This is a genomic window from Paeniglutamicibacter quisquiliarum, assembly GCF_019084045.1.
In the GTDB taxonomy this organism is placed as follows: domain Bacteria; phylum Actinomycetota; class Actinomycetes; order Actinomycetales; family Micrococcaceae; genus Paeniglutamicibacter; species Paeniglutamicibacter quisquiliarum.
In genome coordinates, this window is sequence record NZ_JAHRED010000002.1 from 257,599 (window position 1) to 272,995 (window position 15,397).

General features: G+C 70.4%; 12 protein-coding genes. 11 read left to right on the forward strand and 1 reads right to left on the reverse strand.

All coding sequences use genetic code 11. The features are described 5' to 3' along the window. Position 1 precedes the first annotated feature (1 nt). The 11 genes from KRR55_RS04790 (at position 2) to KRR55_RS04840 (ending at position 13,926) form a co-directional block, all read left to right on the forward strand. Entirely contained in the window at positions 2-1,336 is a 1,335-nt protein-coding gene (locus KRR55_RS04790; RefSeq protein WP_217387917.1) for a dihydroorotase, read from the forward strand. Further along, positions 1,336-1,893: a PH-like domain-containing protein gene (locus KRR55_RS04795; RefSeq protein WP_217387918.1), complete on the forward strand. Its 558-nt coding sequence runs from the start codon at positions 1,336-1,338 to the stop codon at positions 1,891-1,893. Before KRR55_RS04790 ends, KRR55_RS04795 begins: the two co-directional genes overlap by 1 nt. Continuing rightward, a complete protein-coding gene (carA, locus tag KRR55_RS04800) occupies positions 1,890-3,083 on the forward strand; it encodes a glutamine-hydrolyzing carbamoyl-phosphate synthase small subunit (protein WP_217387919.1) in 1,194 nt (397 codons plus the stop codon). Before KRR55_RS04795 ends, carA begins: the two co-directional genes overlap by 4 nt. Next, positions 3,083-6,433: a carbamoyl-phosphate synthase large subunit gene (carB, locus tag KRR55_RS04805; protein WP_217387920.1), complete on the forward strand. Its 3,351-nt coding sequence runs from the start codon at positions 3,083-3,085 to the stop codon at positions 6,431-6,433. The genes carA and carB overlap by 1 nt, the downstream gene beginning before the upstream one ends. Continuing rightward, the gene (pyrF, locus tag KRR55_RS04810; RefSeq protein WP_217387921.1) at positions 6,426-7,289 is read left to right on the forward strand and encodes an orotidine-5'-phosphate decarboxylase; all 864 of its coding nucleotides are present in this window, start codon (positions 6,426-6,428) and stop codon (positions 7,287-7,289) included. Before carB ends, pyrF begins: the two co-directional genes overlap by 8 nt. 390 nt (positions 7,290-7,679) lie before the next feature. Then, positions 7,680-8,015 carry an integration host factor, actinobacterial type gene (gene mihF, locus KRR55_RS04815; protein ID WP_217387922.1) on the forward strand — a complete coding sequence of 112 codons (336 nt, stop codon included), beginning with the start codon at positions 7,680-7,682 and terminating at the stop codon, positions 8,013-8,015. 11 nt (positions 8,016-8,026) lie between these two features. Next, positions 8,027-8,605 (forward strand): guanylate kinase, encoded by a 579-nt coding sequence (gene gmk / locus KRR55_RS04820; protein WP_217387923.1) that lies wholly within the window; start codon positions 8,027-8,029, stop codon positions 8,603-8,605. A 108-nt stretch (positions 8,606-8,713) separates the two neighbouring features. After that, positions 8,714-8,977, forward strand: coding sequence for a DNA-directed RNA polymerase subunit omega (gene rpoZ / locus KRR55_RS04825; RefSeq protein WP_217387924.1), 264 nt, complete (start codon positions 8,714-8,716; stop codon positions 8,975-8,977). A gap of 109 nt (positions 8,978-9,086) precedes the next feature. After that, positions 9,087-10,367, forward strand: coding sequence for a bifunctional phosphopantothenoylcysteine decarboxylase/phosphopantothenate--cysteine ligase CoaBC (gene coaBC, locus KRR55_RS04830; protein WP_217387925.1), 1,281 nt, complete (start codon positions 9,087-9,089; stop codon positions 10,365-10,367). A 163-nt stretch (positions 10,368-10,530) separates the two neighbouring features. After that, complete coding sequence (gene metK, locus KRR55_RS04835) at positions 10,531-11,736, forward strand: methionine adenosyltransferase (protein ID WP_217387926.1); 1,206 nt, start codon at positions 10,531-10,533, stop codon at positions 11,734-11,736. Between the two features lie 138 nt (positions 11,737-11,874). Continuing rightward, positions 11,875-13,926 (forward strand): primosomal protein N' family DNA-binding protein, encoded by a 2,052-nt coding sequence (locus tag KRR55_RS04840; protein ID WP_217387927.1) that lies wholly within the window; start codon positions 11,875-11,877, stop codon positions 13,924-13,926. A 41-nt stretch (positions 13,927-13,967) separates the two neighbouring features. Here the strand turns inward: KRR55_RS04840 and KRR55_RS04845 are convergent, their stop codons facing one another. Continuing rightward, complete coding sequence (locus tag KRR55_RS04845; protein ID WP_217387928.1) at positions 13,968-14,993, reverse strand: alpha/beta fold hydrolase; 1,026 nt, start codon at positions 14,991-14,993, stop codon at positions 13,968-13,970. Positions 14,994-15,397: the final 404 nt, after the last annotated feature.

A 15,397-nucleotide genomic window follows, 5' to 3' on the forward strand; every position in this document is an offset into this window, starting at 1 on the left:
CATGAGCACCACCAACAACGCCTACCTCATCCGCGGCGCCAGGCCGCTGGGCACCGAGGCCAGCGACATCCTGGTCCAGGACGGCAAGATCGCCGCCCTCGGCGCGGACGCCGCCACGCACGCAGCCGCCGCCGACGCCACCCTCATCGAGGCCGCCGGCCAGATCGCCCTGCCGGGCATGGTCGACATCCACACCCACCTGCGCGAACCGGGCCGCGAGGACGCCGAGACCGTGGAAACCGGAACCCGCGCCGCCGCGCTGGGCGGCTTCACCGCCGTGCACGCGATGGCCAACTCCAACCCCGTGGCGGACACCGCCGGGGTCGTGGAGCAGGTCTGGTCCCTGGGGCGGCGCTCCGGCTGGGTCGACGTGCGCCCGGTCGGCGCGGTCACCGTCGGGCTGTCCGGCGAACAGATGAGCGAGATCGGCGCGATGGCCGATTCCCGTGCACAGGTCCGCGTCTTCTCCGACGACGGCATCTGCGTCTTTGACCCGCTGATCATGCGCCGCGCGCTGGAATACGTGAAAGCGTTCGACGGCGTCGTCGCCCAGCACGCCCAGGAACCCCGCCTCACCGAGGGCGCCCAGATGAACGAGGGCGAGGTCTCCGCGGTGCTCGGCCTGGCCGGCTGGCCGGCAGTGGCCGAGGAATCGATCATCGCCCGCGACGTGCTGTTGGCCGAACACGTCGGCTCCCGCCTGCACGTCTGCCACGTCTCCACCGCCGGGAGCGTCGAGATCATCCGCTGGGCCAAGTCCCGCGGCGTGAACGTCACCGCCGAGGTCACCCCGCACCACCTGCTGCTGACCGACGAACTGGTCAAGAGCTACGACCCGGTCTACAAGGTCAACCCGCCGCTGCGCGCCGAGGCCGACGTGATGGCGCTGCGAGCCGGACTTGCCGACGGCACCATCGACGTCATCGGCACCGACCACGCCCCGCACCCCTCCGAGGCCAAGGAATGCGAGTGGGCCGCCGCGGCCATGGGCATGACCGGGCTGGAAACCGCGCTCTCGGTGGTGCAGCACACCATGATCGAGACCGGGCTGATCACCTGGGCCGACTTCGCGCGCATCACCTCCAGCGCCCCGGCCGCCATCGGCCGCGTGGAAGACCAGGGCCGCGAACTCGCGGTCGGCGAGCCAGCCAACATCACCCTGGTGGACGCCGAGGCACGCTGGGTCGTGGACCCCGTCGCGATGGCCACCAAGGGGCGGAACTCCCCGTTCAAGGGCCTCGAGCTGCCGGGCAAGGTCACCACCGTGTTCTTCCACGGCCACCCCACGGTGCTGGGCGGAGAGCTGAACACCCCGCGCATCACCGAGGCAGCCTGATGGGACAGTACACCGCAGCGGTGGCCACCACCCTGGCGATCATCGTTCTGATGGTGGCGCTGATCCTGCTGGGCTGGCGCAACCGCCTGCGCCGCCAGGCCTCGGTGCCCGCACCGGCCCCGGTCCCGGTGGACGCCGACGGCGCGCCGGCACTCGGCGCGCCGCTGGGGGAGAGTACCGAGGGAGTGTACGTGTGCACCACCACCGCCGGCGACTGGCTTGACCGGATCGCCGCGCACCGCCTGGGCATCCGGACCAACGCGGACCTGTCCGTCCACGCCGCAGGGGTGCTGCTGGCCCGACACGGCGCGCCCGACCTCTTCATCCCCGCCGCGGACCTTGCCGCCGTCTCCCGCTCCAGCGGCATGGCCGGGAAGTTCGTGGAGAAGGACGGCCTGCTGGTGATCAGCTGGATGCTGGGCACCCAGGCCGTGGACACCGGATTCCGCCCCCGCTACCACCAAGAACTCCCGGACCTCGCCGCGCGCATCGCCGCGCTGGCAGGCACCGGAACCAACGACACGCAACCACCCGCCGAAACAAAGGAAAACCAGTGACAGCAGTACAGGGAACCGAGCAAGCCCTCTTGGTGCTCGAAGACGGACGGGTTTTCCGCGGCCGTAGCTACGGCGCGATCGGCACCGCCCTGGGCGAGGCGGTCTTCTCCACCGGCATGTCCGGCTACCAGGAGACCCTCACCGACCCCTCCTACGCGCGCCAGATCATCGTGCAGACCTTCCCGCACATCGGCAACACCGGGGTCAACGACGACGACGCCGAATCGACGCGCATCTGGGCCGCCGGCTACGTGGTCCGCGACGCCGCGCGACGCCCGTCGAACTGGCGCGCCCAGCGGTCCCTCGACGAGGAACTGCGGGCCTACGAGGTCGTGGGCATCCAGCAGGTCGACACCCGCGCCCTGACCCGCCACCTGCGCGACCGCGGCGCCATGAAGTCGGGCATCTTCTCCGGCGAGGCAGCCACGGCAAGCGTCGAGGAACTGGTGAAGGCGGTGAACGCCCAGCCGTCCATGGAGGGGCAGAACCTCTCCGCGCTGGTCTCCACCAGCGAGGCCTACACTGTCGAGCCGAAGGACCACGGCTTCACCGGCGAGGTGGAATACTCCATCGCCGCGATCGACCTGGGCATCAAGGCGATGACCCCGCAGCGCTTCGCCGAGCGCGGGGTGCGCGTGCACGTGCTGCCCCACAACGCCACCTTCGCCGAGATCACCGCCCTGGACGCAGACGGCGTGTTCATCTCCAACGGCCCCGGCGACCCGGCCACCGCCGCCACCCAGGTCGAGCTGGTCCGCCAGGTGCTCGACGCGCGGATCCCGTACTTCGGCATCTGCTTCGGCAACCAGATCCTGGGCCGCGCCCTGGGCTACGGCACCTACAAGCTGCGCTTCGGCCACCGCGGCATCAACCAGCCGGTGCTGGACAAGGCCACCGGCAAGGTGGAGATCACCAGCCAGAACCACGGCTTCGCCGTCGACGCACCCCGCGAGGGCGCCGCGAACGCCCCGCTGGAGCGCTTCGGCCGCGTCGAGGTGTCCCACATCTCGCTCAACGACTCCGTCGTCGAGGGCCTGGCCTGCCTGGACATCCCCGCCTTCTCGGTGCAGTACCACCCCGAGGCGGCCTCCGGTCCGCACGACGCCAGCCACCTGTTCGACAGGTTCATCACCAACATGCGCGCGGCCAAGAACACCGCCGCCACCGCATCCACCCAGGGAGAGAAGTAATGCCTAAGCGCGAAGACCTCAAGTCGGTCCTGGTCATCGGCTCCGGGCCGATCGTCATCGGCCAGGCGGCCGAATTCGACTACTCCGGCACCCAGGCGCTGCGGGTGCTCAAGGAGGAGGGCCTGCGGGTCATCCTGGTCAACTCCAACCCGGCCACCATCATGACCGACCCGGAGTTCGCCGACGCCACCTACGTCGAGCCGATCACCCCGGAGGTCGTGGAGAAGATCATCGCCAAGGAGCGCCCCGACGCGATCCTGCCGACCCTGGGCGGCCAGACCGCCCTGAACACCGCCATCGCCCTGGACAAGGCCGGCGTGCTGGAAAAGTACAACGTCGAGCTGATCGGCGCGAACATCGAGGCCATCGAACTCGGCGAGGACCGCGAGAAGTTCAAGGGCGTCGTGGAGCGCTGCGGCGCCGAATCCGCCAAGTCGGTCATCGTGCACACCATGGAGCAGGCCTTCGCCGCCGTCGAGGAACTGAACTACCCCGTGGTGGTGCGCCCCTCCTTCACCATGGGCGGGCTGGGCTCGGGCATGGCGTACAACGCCGAGGACCTGCGCCGCATCGCCGGCGCCGGCCTGCAGTACTCGCCGACCACCGAGGTGCTCCTGGAGGAGTCGATCCTGGGCTGGAAGGAGTACGAGCTGGAAATGATGCGCGACAAGAACGACAACGTCGTGGTCATCTGCTCCATCGAGAACTTCGACCCCGTGGGCGTGCACACCGGCGACTCGATCACCGTGGCCCCGGCCATGACGCTGACCGACCGCGAGTACCAGCGCCTGCGCGACATCTCCATCGCGGTCATCCGCGAGGTCGGCGTTGACACCGGCGGCTGCAACATCCAGTTCGCCATCGAGCCTGACACCGGGCGCATCGTGGTCATCGAGATGAACCCGCGCGTCTCCCGCTCCTCCGCGCTGGCCTCCAAGGCCACCGGCTTCGCCATCGCGAAGATCGCCACCAAGCTCTCGCTGGGCTACACGCTGGACGAGATCCCCAACGACATCACGCTCAAGACCCCCGCGGCCTTCGAGCCGGCCCTGGACTACGTCGTGGTCAAGGTCCCGCGCTTCGCCTTCGAGAAGTTCCCGGCGGCCGACGCGACGCTGACCACCACCATGAAGTCCGTCGGCGAGGCGATGGCCATCGGCCGCAACTTCACTGAGGCCCTGCAGAAGGCCCTGCGCTCCCTGGAGCAGAAGGGGTCCGAGATCGCGTTCAACAAGCCGATGGACTTCGAGATCGAGCAGCTGCTCGAGGACTCGGTCAAGGGCTCCACCGAGCGCCTGTACAACGTGCAGCGCGCGCTGCTCGGCGGCGCATCCATCGAGCAGGTCTTCGAGAAGACCGCCATCGACCCGTGGTACCTGGACCAGCTGGTGCTGATCAACGAGACCGCCGCGATGATCCGCTCCAACCCGGACCTCAACGAAGACGTGTTGCGCGAGGCCAAGCGCCACGGCTTCTCCGACGCGCAGATCGCCAAGCTGACCAACAAGACCGAGGCGGTGGTGCGCGGGATCCGCCACGCGCTGGGCATCCGCCCGGTATTCAAGACCGTTGACACCTGCGCCGCCGAGTTCGAGGCCTTCACCCCGTACCACTACTCCTCCTACGACGAGGAGACCGAGGTCGCGCTGCACGAAAAGCCCTCGGTCATCATCCTGGGCTCGGGCCCGAACCGCATCGGCCAGGGCATCGAGTTCGACTACTCCTGCGTGCACGCCACCATGGCGCTGCGGGCCGCCGGCTACGAGACAGTCATGGTCAACTGCAACCCGGAAACCGTCTCCACCGACTACGACGTCTCCACCCGCCTGTACTTCGAGCCGCTGACGCTCGAGGACGTGCTGGAGGTCATCCACGCGGAGGAATCCACCGGCGGGGTCCTCGGCGTGTTCGTGCAGCTCGGCGGGCAGACCCCGCTGAAGCTGGCGCAGGAACTGGCCGACGCCGGCGTCCCGATCCTGGGCACTTCCCCGGAGGCCATCGACCTGGCCGAGCACCGCGGCGCCTTCCAGCGCGTGCTGGATGCCGGCGGGCTCATCGCCCCGAAGAACGGCACCGCCGTCTCCTTCGAGGAAGCCAAGCGCATCGCCGACGAGATCGGCTACCCGGTCCTGGTCCGCCCAAGCTACGTGCTGGGCGGCCGCGGCATGGAGATCGTGTACGACGAGGCCAACCTCGCCCGCTACATCACCAACGCCACCGAGATCACCGCCGACCACCCGGTGCTGGTTGACAGGTTCCTCGAGGACGCCATCGAGATCGACGTCGACGCCCTGTTCGACGGCACCGACCTCTACGTCGGCGGAATCATGGAGCACATCGAGGAGGCCGGCATCCACTCCGGCGACTCCGCCTGCGTGCTGCCCCCGATCACCCTGGGCCAGGACGTGCGCGACCGCGTGGTCGCCGCCACCCGCGCCATCGCCGAGGGCGTGGGCGTGCGCGGCCTGATCAACATCCAGTTCGCGCTGGCGTCCGATGTGCTCTACGTGATCGAGGCCAACCCGCGCGCCAGCCGCACCGTGCCGTTCACCTCCAAGGCCACCGGCGTGCAGCTGGCCAAGGCCGCGGCGATGATCGGCGTCGGGGTGTCCATCGCGCACCTGCGCTCCGTGCACCACATGCTGCCGGAGTCCGGCGACGGGGCCAACCTGCCCGAGGGCGCGCCGGTCTCGGTGAAGGAGGCAGTGCTTCCCTTCGCCCGCTTCCGCACCCCGGAGGGCAAGGTCGTCGACTCGCTGCTCGGCCCGGAAATGCGCTCCACCGGCGAGGTGATGGGCATCGACAAGTACTTCGACACCGCCTTCGCCAAGTCCCAGGCCGCCGCGAACAACCCGCTGCCGACCAAGGGCAAGGTCTTCGTCTCGGTGGCCAACCGCGACAAGCGCTCCATCGTGATCCCGGTCAAGCACCTGGCCGACATCGGGTTCGAGATCGTCTCCACCGGCGGCACCGCCGAAGTGCTGCGCCGCAACGGCATCCCCTCCACCGTGGTCCGCAAGGTCCGCGAGGGATCGGTCGAGGGCGAGTCGAACATCGTGGATTTGATCACCGACGGGGAGATCGCCATGATCCTGAACACCCCCTCGGGCGGCGAGGCACGCGGGGACGGCTACGAGATCCGCGCCGCCGCCGTCTCGGTGGGCACCCCGATCATCACCACCGTCGCCGAATTCGGCGCCGCCATCCAGGCGATCGACGCGATGCGCCACTTCGAGTGGACCGTCACCTCGTTGCAGGAGCACGCCAAGACCCTGCAGGCCGCCGGCGTCGCCGAGGCCGAGGCCGCTGCGGCAGCCGCCGCGGTGACCAAGGACGGCGCCAATGCCTAGCGCGGAGGCACGGGCGGCCGCGGCGGCCGCCCGTGCGCCCTTCGGGCAGCGCCTGGCCGCCGCCATGGACGCGCACGGCCCGCTGTGCGTGGGCATCGACCCGCACCCCGGCCTGCTGGCTGCCTGGGGGCTGGAAGACGACGTGCACGGGCTGCGCAGCTTTTCGCTTTCCGTCGTGGAGGCCCTGGCCGGGCACGTCGCGGCACTGAAGCCGCAGGTGGCGCTGTACGAGCGCCACGGCTCGCGCGGCCTGGCGGTGCTGGAGGAAACCCTGGCGCTGTGCGCGGCCGGCCACGTCCTGTCGATCGCCGATGCCAAGCGCGGGGACATCGGCTCCACCATGGCCGCCTACGCGGATGCCTGGCTGGGGGAGGGCAGTCCGCTGGCCGCCGACGCCGTGACGCTGAGCCCCTACCTGGGCTACGAGTCGCTGCGCCCGGCCCTTGACCTCGCGGCGGCCACCGGCCGCGGCGTGTTCGTGCTGGGATTGACCTCCAACCCGGAAGGCAAGTCCGTGCAGCATGTCGGCGGCGCCGACTCCGTGGCCAGGGGCATCGTCGGCGCGGTCGCCGCGGAAAACGCCGGGGCGACCCCGTTCGGCTCCACCGGCCTGGTCATCGGCGCCACCGTGGGCGCGGCACTGGAGGAACTGGGCATCGACCTGGCCGCCTCCCACGCCCCGATCCTGGCGCCGGGGCTCGGCGCCCAGGGCGCCACGGGCGCGGACATGAAGGCGTCCTTCGGCGCGTTCTGGCCGCAGGTGCTCGGCACCTCCAGCCGCGACGTGCTCAAGGCGGGCCCCGACGCCGGGGCGCTGCGCGACGCCGCGGCCGCGACCCGGGACTCGCTGCTCTAGCCGGCGGGCCGGCGGGCACTGGTTTCCCGGTGCCATCCGAGGCCCCCGGCGCAACCCACGCGGGTCGCGCCGGGGGCCTCGTCGTCCCCACGCGGGCTCCCATGGGGAGCCCCGCAGCGGCCGGGGCAGGCCCGGACCGTCTCCCGGCCGGGCCCCCGACGCATCGGCGCATGTGGGGCCAGCATCCGCCCCAAACATGGATTGCGGGATGATCTTGCTTACACCCGCCGCCCCGCAACCTGCCCCATGACCGGAATTTGCCCCTCGTTCACGCATTACTGGTAGCCACAGCACGATTAACCATTGCATCGGGGCCCATCATTCGTTATCTTCAGTTCAGGGCTTGTTGCCCTGGTGCTTGACCCAATAGATGGAACGGCGGCAAAAGGCATGGTACTGCGAGAACTCTCAGACGAGGACCGTATTCGCGCGCGGGCAAAGGCGCTGGCTGCACGCACGCGCAGGGCCGAAATCAAGAACCAGTTCGGCACCGGAAAGCTGGGCATCAATGAACTTCTGGACCTGGTTCCCCACGACGAGGCCATCGGCAGGCTGCGGGTCATGGACCTGTTGGAGTCGGTCCCGGGCGTCGGGGAGATCCGGGCACACACGCTTATCGATAGACTAGGCATCTCACCCAGCAGGCGCCTGCGCGGGCTGGGGCGCAAACAGCGCATCGCATTGGTGGAACATTTCCAGCAATCGCCCCCCAAAACGAAAGAGTAACGAAGCACACCATGACGGTTAGCCCCCACCCCGCGGTCACAGTCCTCGCCGGTCCCACGGCCGTAGGGAAGGGAACGATCTCCACCTACATTCGCGACAACTACCCCCAGGTGTGGCTCTCGGTTTCCGCCACGACGCGCCAGCCGCGCCCGGGCGAGGTCGACGGCGTGCACTACTTCTTCGTGGGGCCGGAGAAGTTCGGGGAACTGGTCAACGACGGCGAAATGCTGGAGTGGGCCGTCGTGCACGGCCAGAACAGCTACGGCACCATCCGCACCAAGGTCGAGGAGGCCGTGGCCGCGGGGAAGCGGGTGTTGCTGGAGATCGACCTGCAGGGCGCGCGCCAGGTCAAGGAGAACCTGCCGGAGGCGACATTCGTGTTCCTGGCCCCTCCCAGCTGGGAGGAATTGGTGCGCCGACTTGTGGGCCGCGGCACCGAAACACCCGAGGAGCAGCAGCGCCGGCTGGAAACCGCTAAACTGGAGCTTGCCGCGGAATCGGAATTCGACGTGACCATCGTCAACGACGACATTTCGCGGGCCGCAAACGAGCTGGTGACCCTCATGGGGTTGACCCCGCACGCACGCTAAAAACTTTTGTGCAAGGCCCGCCGGGCCCTTGGTGCCGCACGGCACCGGGGCCCGGCGGATGCAGTACCCCCTACGTCTTGATCCACCACCTAGTTATTTGGAGGCTTCGTGAACACGAACCTTGAAGGCATCATCAGCCCGTCCATCGACTCGCTGCTGACCACCACCGATTCGAAGTACGCATTGGTGATCAACTCCGCCAAGCGCGCACGCCAGATCAACGCGTACTACGCACAGCTGCACGAGGGCCTCTTCGAGTACGTCGGCCCGCTGGTCGACACCCGCCTGAACGAGAAGCCGCTGTCCATCGCCCTGCGCGAAATCAACGAGGGCATGCTCAACGTCTCGAAGATCGAGGAAGCCGCCGAGTAGCCACTCGGCCGCAAACGATTACACCGCGTGGGTGCCGGCGCAGCCGGGGGTCGGGCCGAATCCGGTCCCTTCCGGGCCGGCGCCACGCACTAACGCATCGGTGGTAGCAGTGAAGCGCATTGTCCTAGGTGTATCCGCAGGGATCGCCGCCTACAAGGCAGCTTTGCTGCTACGGCTGTTTAAGGAGGCGGGGCACCAGGTCGATGTCATCCCCACCGAAGCCTCGCTGCAATTCGTCGGCATCGCGACCTGGGAGGCGCTGAGCGGGCGCCCCGTGCGCACCTCCGTCTTCGAGGCCGTGGACACCGTCAACCACGTCCGCCTCGGCCAGGAGGCCGACCTGGTCGTCATCGCGCCGGCCACCGCCGACGTGATGGCGCGGGCCGCCGCCGGCATGGCCAACGACCTGCTCACCGGCACCCTGCTGGCCACCGGCGCCCCGGTGGTCATGGCTCCGGCCATGCACACCGAGATGTGGGAACACCCCGCCACGGTGGCCAACGTCGCCCTGCTGCGCAGCCGCGGCGTGCACGTGATCGACCCCGCGGTCGGGCGCCTCACGGGCAAGGACTCCGGCGCGGGCCGGTTCCCCGAGCCGGAGGAGATCTTCGCGGCGCTCGCGCCGTACCTTGAAGCCGCTCCCGGCGTGTCCGGGGCCGACGCGCCGGGGCAGGTGGCGGCAGATGCCGGTCCGCTGGCCGGGAAGGTCGTCGCGATATCCGCCGGAGGCACCCGCGAGCCGCTGGACCCGGTGCGCTACCTGGGCAACCGGTCCTCGGGCCGGCAGGGCATCGCCCTGGCCAAGGCCGCCCTGGCCGCCGGAGCCACCGTGCGGTTCATCGCCGCCCACATGGACCTGCCCGCACCCGCAGGCGTGGAATTGAGCACCGCCTCCACCGCCCGGCAACTGCAGGACGCCGTCACCGAGGCCGCCCGCGGCGCCGACGTGCTGGTCATGAGCGCCGCCGTCGCCGACTTCCGGCCGGCCCAATACGTGGACGCGAAAATCAAGAAGTCCGAGGACCGCGCCGACCCGGTGATCACCCTGGTGCGCAACCCCGACATTCTGGCCACCCTGGTTTCGGAGCGCGCCGCCGCGGGCGGTGCCGGGGACCTGCCGCCGCTGATCGTGGGCTTCGCGGCGGAAACCGGCGACGCGGAGGCCGGCGTGCTCGAGTACGGCGCGGCCAAGCTGAAGCGCAAGGGCTGCGAAATGCTCGTCGTCAACGAGGTCGGGGAGAACCTGACGTTCGGCACCGACGAGAACTCCGTGACCATCCTCTTCGCCGACGGCACCGCGCCCGTGCACGCTTCCGGGTCCAAGGACCGGGTCGCCGCCTCCGTCATCGCCGCCATCGCCCGCGCCCTGGAGCCGGTGCGCCAGGGCTGATCCGCCCCGGCACCGCGGCGCGGAGTCAAGCCGGCATCCGCGCGGCGTCATGCAGGCGCCGCCGGGCGCCACGAATCGTCACGAAGCCGGTGTGGCCACTTCCACATGACCCCGACGTTCGGCCGATCCGGCCGGCATGTGCACTTACCGGTAGAGTGGCAAGGTGACTTTAGAATCCCCGCAGCTACGCCTCTTCACCTCCGAATCGGTTACGGAGGGCCACCCGGACAAGATCTGTGACCAGATCTCCGATGCCATCCTCGACGCCATGTTGGCCCAGGACCCCAACTCCCGGGTTGCCGTGGAGACCCTGACCACCACCGGGCTGGTGCACGTGGCGGGCGAGGTGACCACCGACGGGTACGTGGAGATCCCGGAGATCGTGCGCCGCACCATCCTGGACATCGGCTACGACTCCTCGGCCAACGGCTTCGACGGCGCGCGCTGCGGCGTGTCGGTGTCCATCGGGCAGCAGTCGCAGGAAATCTCCGACGGCGTGTTCAACTCCCTGGAGGTCCGCGAGGGCACCGCCGTGGATCCGCGCGACGCGCAGGGCGCCGGCGACCAGGGCCTGATGTTCGGCTACGCGTCCGATGAGACCGCGACGCTGATGCCCACCCCGATCCACCTGGCGCACCGCCTCTCCGAGCGGCTCACCCAGGTGCGCAAGGACGGCACGCTGTCGCTGCTGCGCCCCGACGGCAAGACCCAGGTCACCATCGGCTACGACGGGGACAAGCCGGTCTCTGTGCAGACCATCGTGGTCTCCTCCCAGCACGCCTCCGAGCTCTCGCTGGAGGACCTGAAGGACGGCCTGCTGTCCGAGGTCGTCAACCCGGTGCTCGCCGGCACGGAGCTTGACACCTCCGAGACCCGCATCATCCTGAACCCCTCGGGCCCCTTCATCATCGGCGGACCGGTGGGCGACGCCGGGCTGACCGGACGCAAGATCATCGTCGACACCTATGGCGGCTACGCCCGCCACGGCGGCGGCGCCTTCTCCGGCAAGGACCCCTCGAAGGTCGACCGCTCGGCCGCCTACGCCATGCGCTGGGTCGCCAAGAACGTCGTCGCCGCCGGCTTGGCGAGCCGCGTCGAGGTCCAGGTCGCCTACGCCATCGGCGTGGCGCGCCCGGTGGGCCTGTACGTGGAGACCTTCGGGACCGAGACCGTCGACCCGGTGCGGATCACCGCGGCGATCAACGAGATCTTCGACCTGCGCCCGCTGGGCATCATCGAGGACCTTGACCTCAAGCGCCCGATCTACCAGAAGACCGCCGCCCACGGCCACTTCGGCCGCGAGGAGGCCGACTTCACCTGGGAGAACCTGGACCGCGTGGATGCGCTGAAGGCTTTCTTCAACGCCTAGCCGAGACTCCGGCCGGGAGTCTGTCCGGCGGATCGGGTGCCGCGCCCGCGAGGCGATGCGGCACCCGATCCGCGGTTAAGCCCGTTGCGCGGCCGGCGGTAGGCTAAATCTCGAGGTGTCCAAGGGGAGGTGTGGTGCATGGAAAAGTCGGCTCAGCCCTCGTTGCTGGCGGGCTTTGACCTGTCCGCCCCGCTGCCCGGCATCCCGAACATGGCCGGTGAATTGCCGGTCGCGCGGGTCGTGATCGACTCCGCCGTCCCGCACCTTGACCGGCCCTTCGACTACCTGGTGCCCGCCGAGCTCGACGCGGCGGCGCAACCCGGCGTCCGGGTCAAGGTCCGCTTCGGCGGGCAGGAGCTCGCGGGCTTCCTGACCGAGCGGCTGGCGCACTCCGACCCCGGGATCAAGCTGCAGCCGCTGCGCGCGGTCATCTCCCCGGAGGTGGTGCTCAGCGCGCCGGTGCTTGCCGTGGCCCGGGCCGTTGCCGAGCGCTACGCCGGCGGGGTGTGGGACGTGCTGCGTTCGGCCGTCCCGGCCCGCATGGCCCGGGTGGAGACCGAAAAGTCGCCCGCAGGGGACGCCGCGGCCGAGCCCGCGGCGGCCGCGGATGCCCCCGCCGAACCCTCATCCGCGCTGCTGGCCGAATACCACGGGGGAGCCCAATACGCGGCAGGGCTGCGCGCCGGGGAGGCCCCCCGCGCGGTGCTCTCCGCGGTGCCCAACCGGCCCGGGGACTGGCCGGCGCTGTTGCTCGAGGCCGCAGAGCTGACCCTGGCCGCGGGGCGCGGGGTGCTCATCGTGGTTCCCGACGCCCGCGACCTCGCCCGGCTTGCCTCCACGCTCGACGAGCGCCTGGGCGCCGAGGGCTACGCGCGGCTCAGCGCCGAGGACGGCGCCACCCCGCGCTACCGCAACTTCCTGCGCGTCGCGCGCGGACAGGCGCGGCTGGTCGTGGGCACCCGCAACGCGGCCTTCGCCCCGGTGCGCGACCTGGGCCTTGCCATCATCTGGGACGACGCCGATTCCTCGCACGCCGAGCCGCGCGCCCCCTACCACCACGCCCGCGAGGTATTGCTGCTGCGCTGCGGGATCGAGAATGCCGGGCTGCTGCTGGCGGCCCCCGGGCGCAGCGCCGAGGCCCAGCGGCTGGTGCGCAGCGGCTGGGCAACCGAACTGGTCGCGGACCGGGCGCGGCTGCGCGCCCACGCCCCGCGGGTCATCGCCGCCTCCGACGAGTTCGAGGCCGACCGCGACCCGCTGCTGCACGCGGCCCGGCTCCCGGCCGCCGCCTGGCGCGAGGCCAAGGCGGCGCTGGCGCACGGCCCGGTGCTGGTGCAGGTGGCGCGGACCGGGTTCATGCCGGCGCTGCGCTGCGAACGCTGCCGCACCCCGGCACGCTGCACCGCCTGCAACGGGCCGCTGGCCCTCGACGACGCGCGCGGGGCCCCGGCCTGCGGCTGGTGCGGTCTCGTCGCCCACGCCTGGAACTGTGTCGAATGCGGGTTCATGCGGCTGCGCGCCGCGTCCATCGGCGCGGACCGCACCGCCGAGGAACTGGGCCGCGCCTTCGCCAACGTCAAGGTCGTTGCGGCCACCGGGGCCAAGCCGCTCTACACCGTGCCCGATGCCCCGGCGCTGGTCGTGGCTACCCCGGGCGCCGAGCCGGTGGCGGAGAACGGGTACGCGGCGGTGCTGCTGCTGGACGGGGACCGGATGCTGTCCCGCGAGGGGTTGCGCACCGGGGAAGAGGTGCTCAACCGCTGGATGGGGGCCGCGCACCTGGCCCGCGGACGCGACGCCTCGGGGGAGCGCCCGGGCGGCGGCACCGTGGTGGTGGCGGGGGAACCGGGGGAGCCGATGCGCGCGCTGGTGCGCTTCGACGCCGCCGCCTATGCGGAGGCCGAACTCGACGAACGGCGCGACCTGGGCCTGCCCCCGGCCGTGCGCACCGCCATGGTCAAGGGACCGGCGGCGGCGGCCGACAAGTTCATGGCGGCACTGGCGGTGGGCGACCAGGTGCGCCGGCACGGACCGGTGCTGCTGGGGGAGGGCGAGCACCGCTGGTTGCTGTTCTTCTCCTACGCCCAGGGTCCTGCGGTCACCGCGGCCCTGCGCGCGCTGCGGGCCACCTTCAGCGCAGCGAAGGAACCTGTCGTCTCGATCCGCATCGACCCGGACGGCGTCCTCTAGTTTTCTCATCCGACGGCCTGCCGGGTTGGCCCGGGCCGGTGCTACCGGGCGGTCGGCCGGTCCCTTGACGGGTATAGGGTGCGCGGCATCCCGCGCGGCACCCAGGGGTGCTCCGCGGCCAGGAAATCCTCGATGAGCGAGGCCGCCTCGGCGGGCTTCTCGTAGTGGATCAGGTGCCCCACCCCGCCAATGACCCGCATCGAGGCACGCGGGAACGTGCGGGCCAGGGACCGCTGGGCCTTCACCGACCCGAGCTCGTCCTGCTCGCCGACCACCAGCAGCGTGGGCTCGTTGATGCGGGCCGCAACGTCGCGCACGGTCTGGGTGATCGAGGCGGCGTAGGCCTCGCGCAGCGTGGCCCGGGATGTGAACCCGGAAAAGAAGCGCCGGTGCTGGTCCACGACGTAGGCGCGCATCGCCGGGTCCCGTGACTTGAGCATGGCCAGCGACATCACGTCAGTGATGAGCCGCGAGCGCAGCAGCGCCTCGCCCAGGGGGGCCGGCAGCCGTTCCCCCGCCGCGTAGTACGCCCCGGCCGCCCGGGACATCACGGCCTGGCCGCCCTCGAGCGCGGGCTCGCAGATCGGGTTGATGAGCACCAGGCGCGCAAAGGCGCCGGGATGCCGTGCCAGGTACGCCGCGGCGACGATGGTGCCGAAGGAATGGCCCAGCAGAATGGTGTCGGGGCCCAGCCCCAGCTCCTCGCGCAGCGCGCCGATGACCTCGCCGTAGCCGGCCACGTCGTGGCGCGGCGTCGCGGGGGTGGCCGCCGGGGAGGCCGCCGTCGGCGCGCCCGTGGCCGACACGCCGGAAGCCGGGGCCGGATCCGCGCCGAACGGGGTCGATGCGCCGAAGCCCGGCAGGTCGGGCACGACGATCGCGAAGTCCGGCAGCTGCCCGATGACCCGGGCCAGGCCGTGGTGGTCGCCGCGGAAGCCGTGGACCGCCAGGATGACGCCGCGGCAAGGGCCGGTGGCCGGGTAGGTCCAGGTGGATACCTGCGCGCCGTGGATGTGGTGGATGCTTTTCAGGGCGCGGCGAGTGGAATGCGGCGGGATCGGGGGCATGGTTCCAGCCTATCTCCAATGGGTGGTGGGGAGCCGTCATGCCGGGACGAAGATGCCCCCGCGGGATCCTTCATGCGCTCCCGAGAACGTGGCAAGGCGGTGCATCTGAGCAGGTGGACGAACAGTTGAAAGACCGCCAAGGGCCACAGTTAATCCGCACGGCAGGTCCTGCGATGACGCGCGGGAACCGGGCCGCCTTCCAACAGGCAGGGGAGCCCATGATCCCGGAATCGATGGCAGAAGTCCCGCAACCCCGGAGACCAGCTCCTGGAACAAGCCCCAAGCCCTCCGCCGCTTCCCCAACTGCGTCCACACCACCCCGATCGACTCCACGGCGAGCGCCCCGTCGGCTGACCGCAAACTGTCCTGCTCCCTTGCAATCATGGAGGGATAGGCACATCCTT

Coding starts and splice junctions, on each gene's coding strand:
- gmk (WP_217387923.1), top strand. CDS start 8,027: ATGACGGTTAGCCCCCACCCCGCGGTCACAGTCCTCGCCGGTCCCACG.
- carB (WP_217387920.1), top strand. CDS start 3,083: ATGCCTAAGCGCGAAGACCTCAAGTCGGTCCTGGTCATCGGCTCCGGG.
- KRR55_RS04790 (WP_217387917.1), top strand. CDS start 2: ATGAGCACCACCAACAACGCCTACCTCATCCGCGGCGCCAGGCCGCTG.
- KRR55_RS04795 (WP_217387918.1), top strand. CDS start 1,336: ATGGGACAGTACACCGCAGCGGTGGCCACCACCCTGGCGATCATCGTT.
- KRR55_RS04840 (WP_217387927.1), top strand. CDS start 11,875: ATGGAAAAGTCGGCTCAGCCCTCGTTGCTGGCGGGCTTTGACCTGTCC.
- pyrF (WP_217387921.1), top strand. CDS start 6,426: ATGCCTAGCGCGGAGGCACGGGCGGCCGCGGCGGCCGCCCGTGCGCCC.
- KRR55_RS04845 (WP_217387928.1), bottom strand. CDS start 14,993: ATGCCCCCGATCCCGCCGCATTCCACTCGCCGCGCCCTGAAAAGCATC.
- mihF (WP_217387922.1), top strand. CDS start 7,680: ATGGTACTGCGAGAACTCTCAGACGAGGACCGTATTCGCGCGCGGGCA.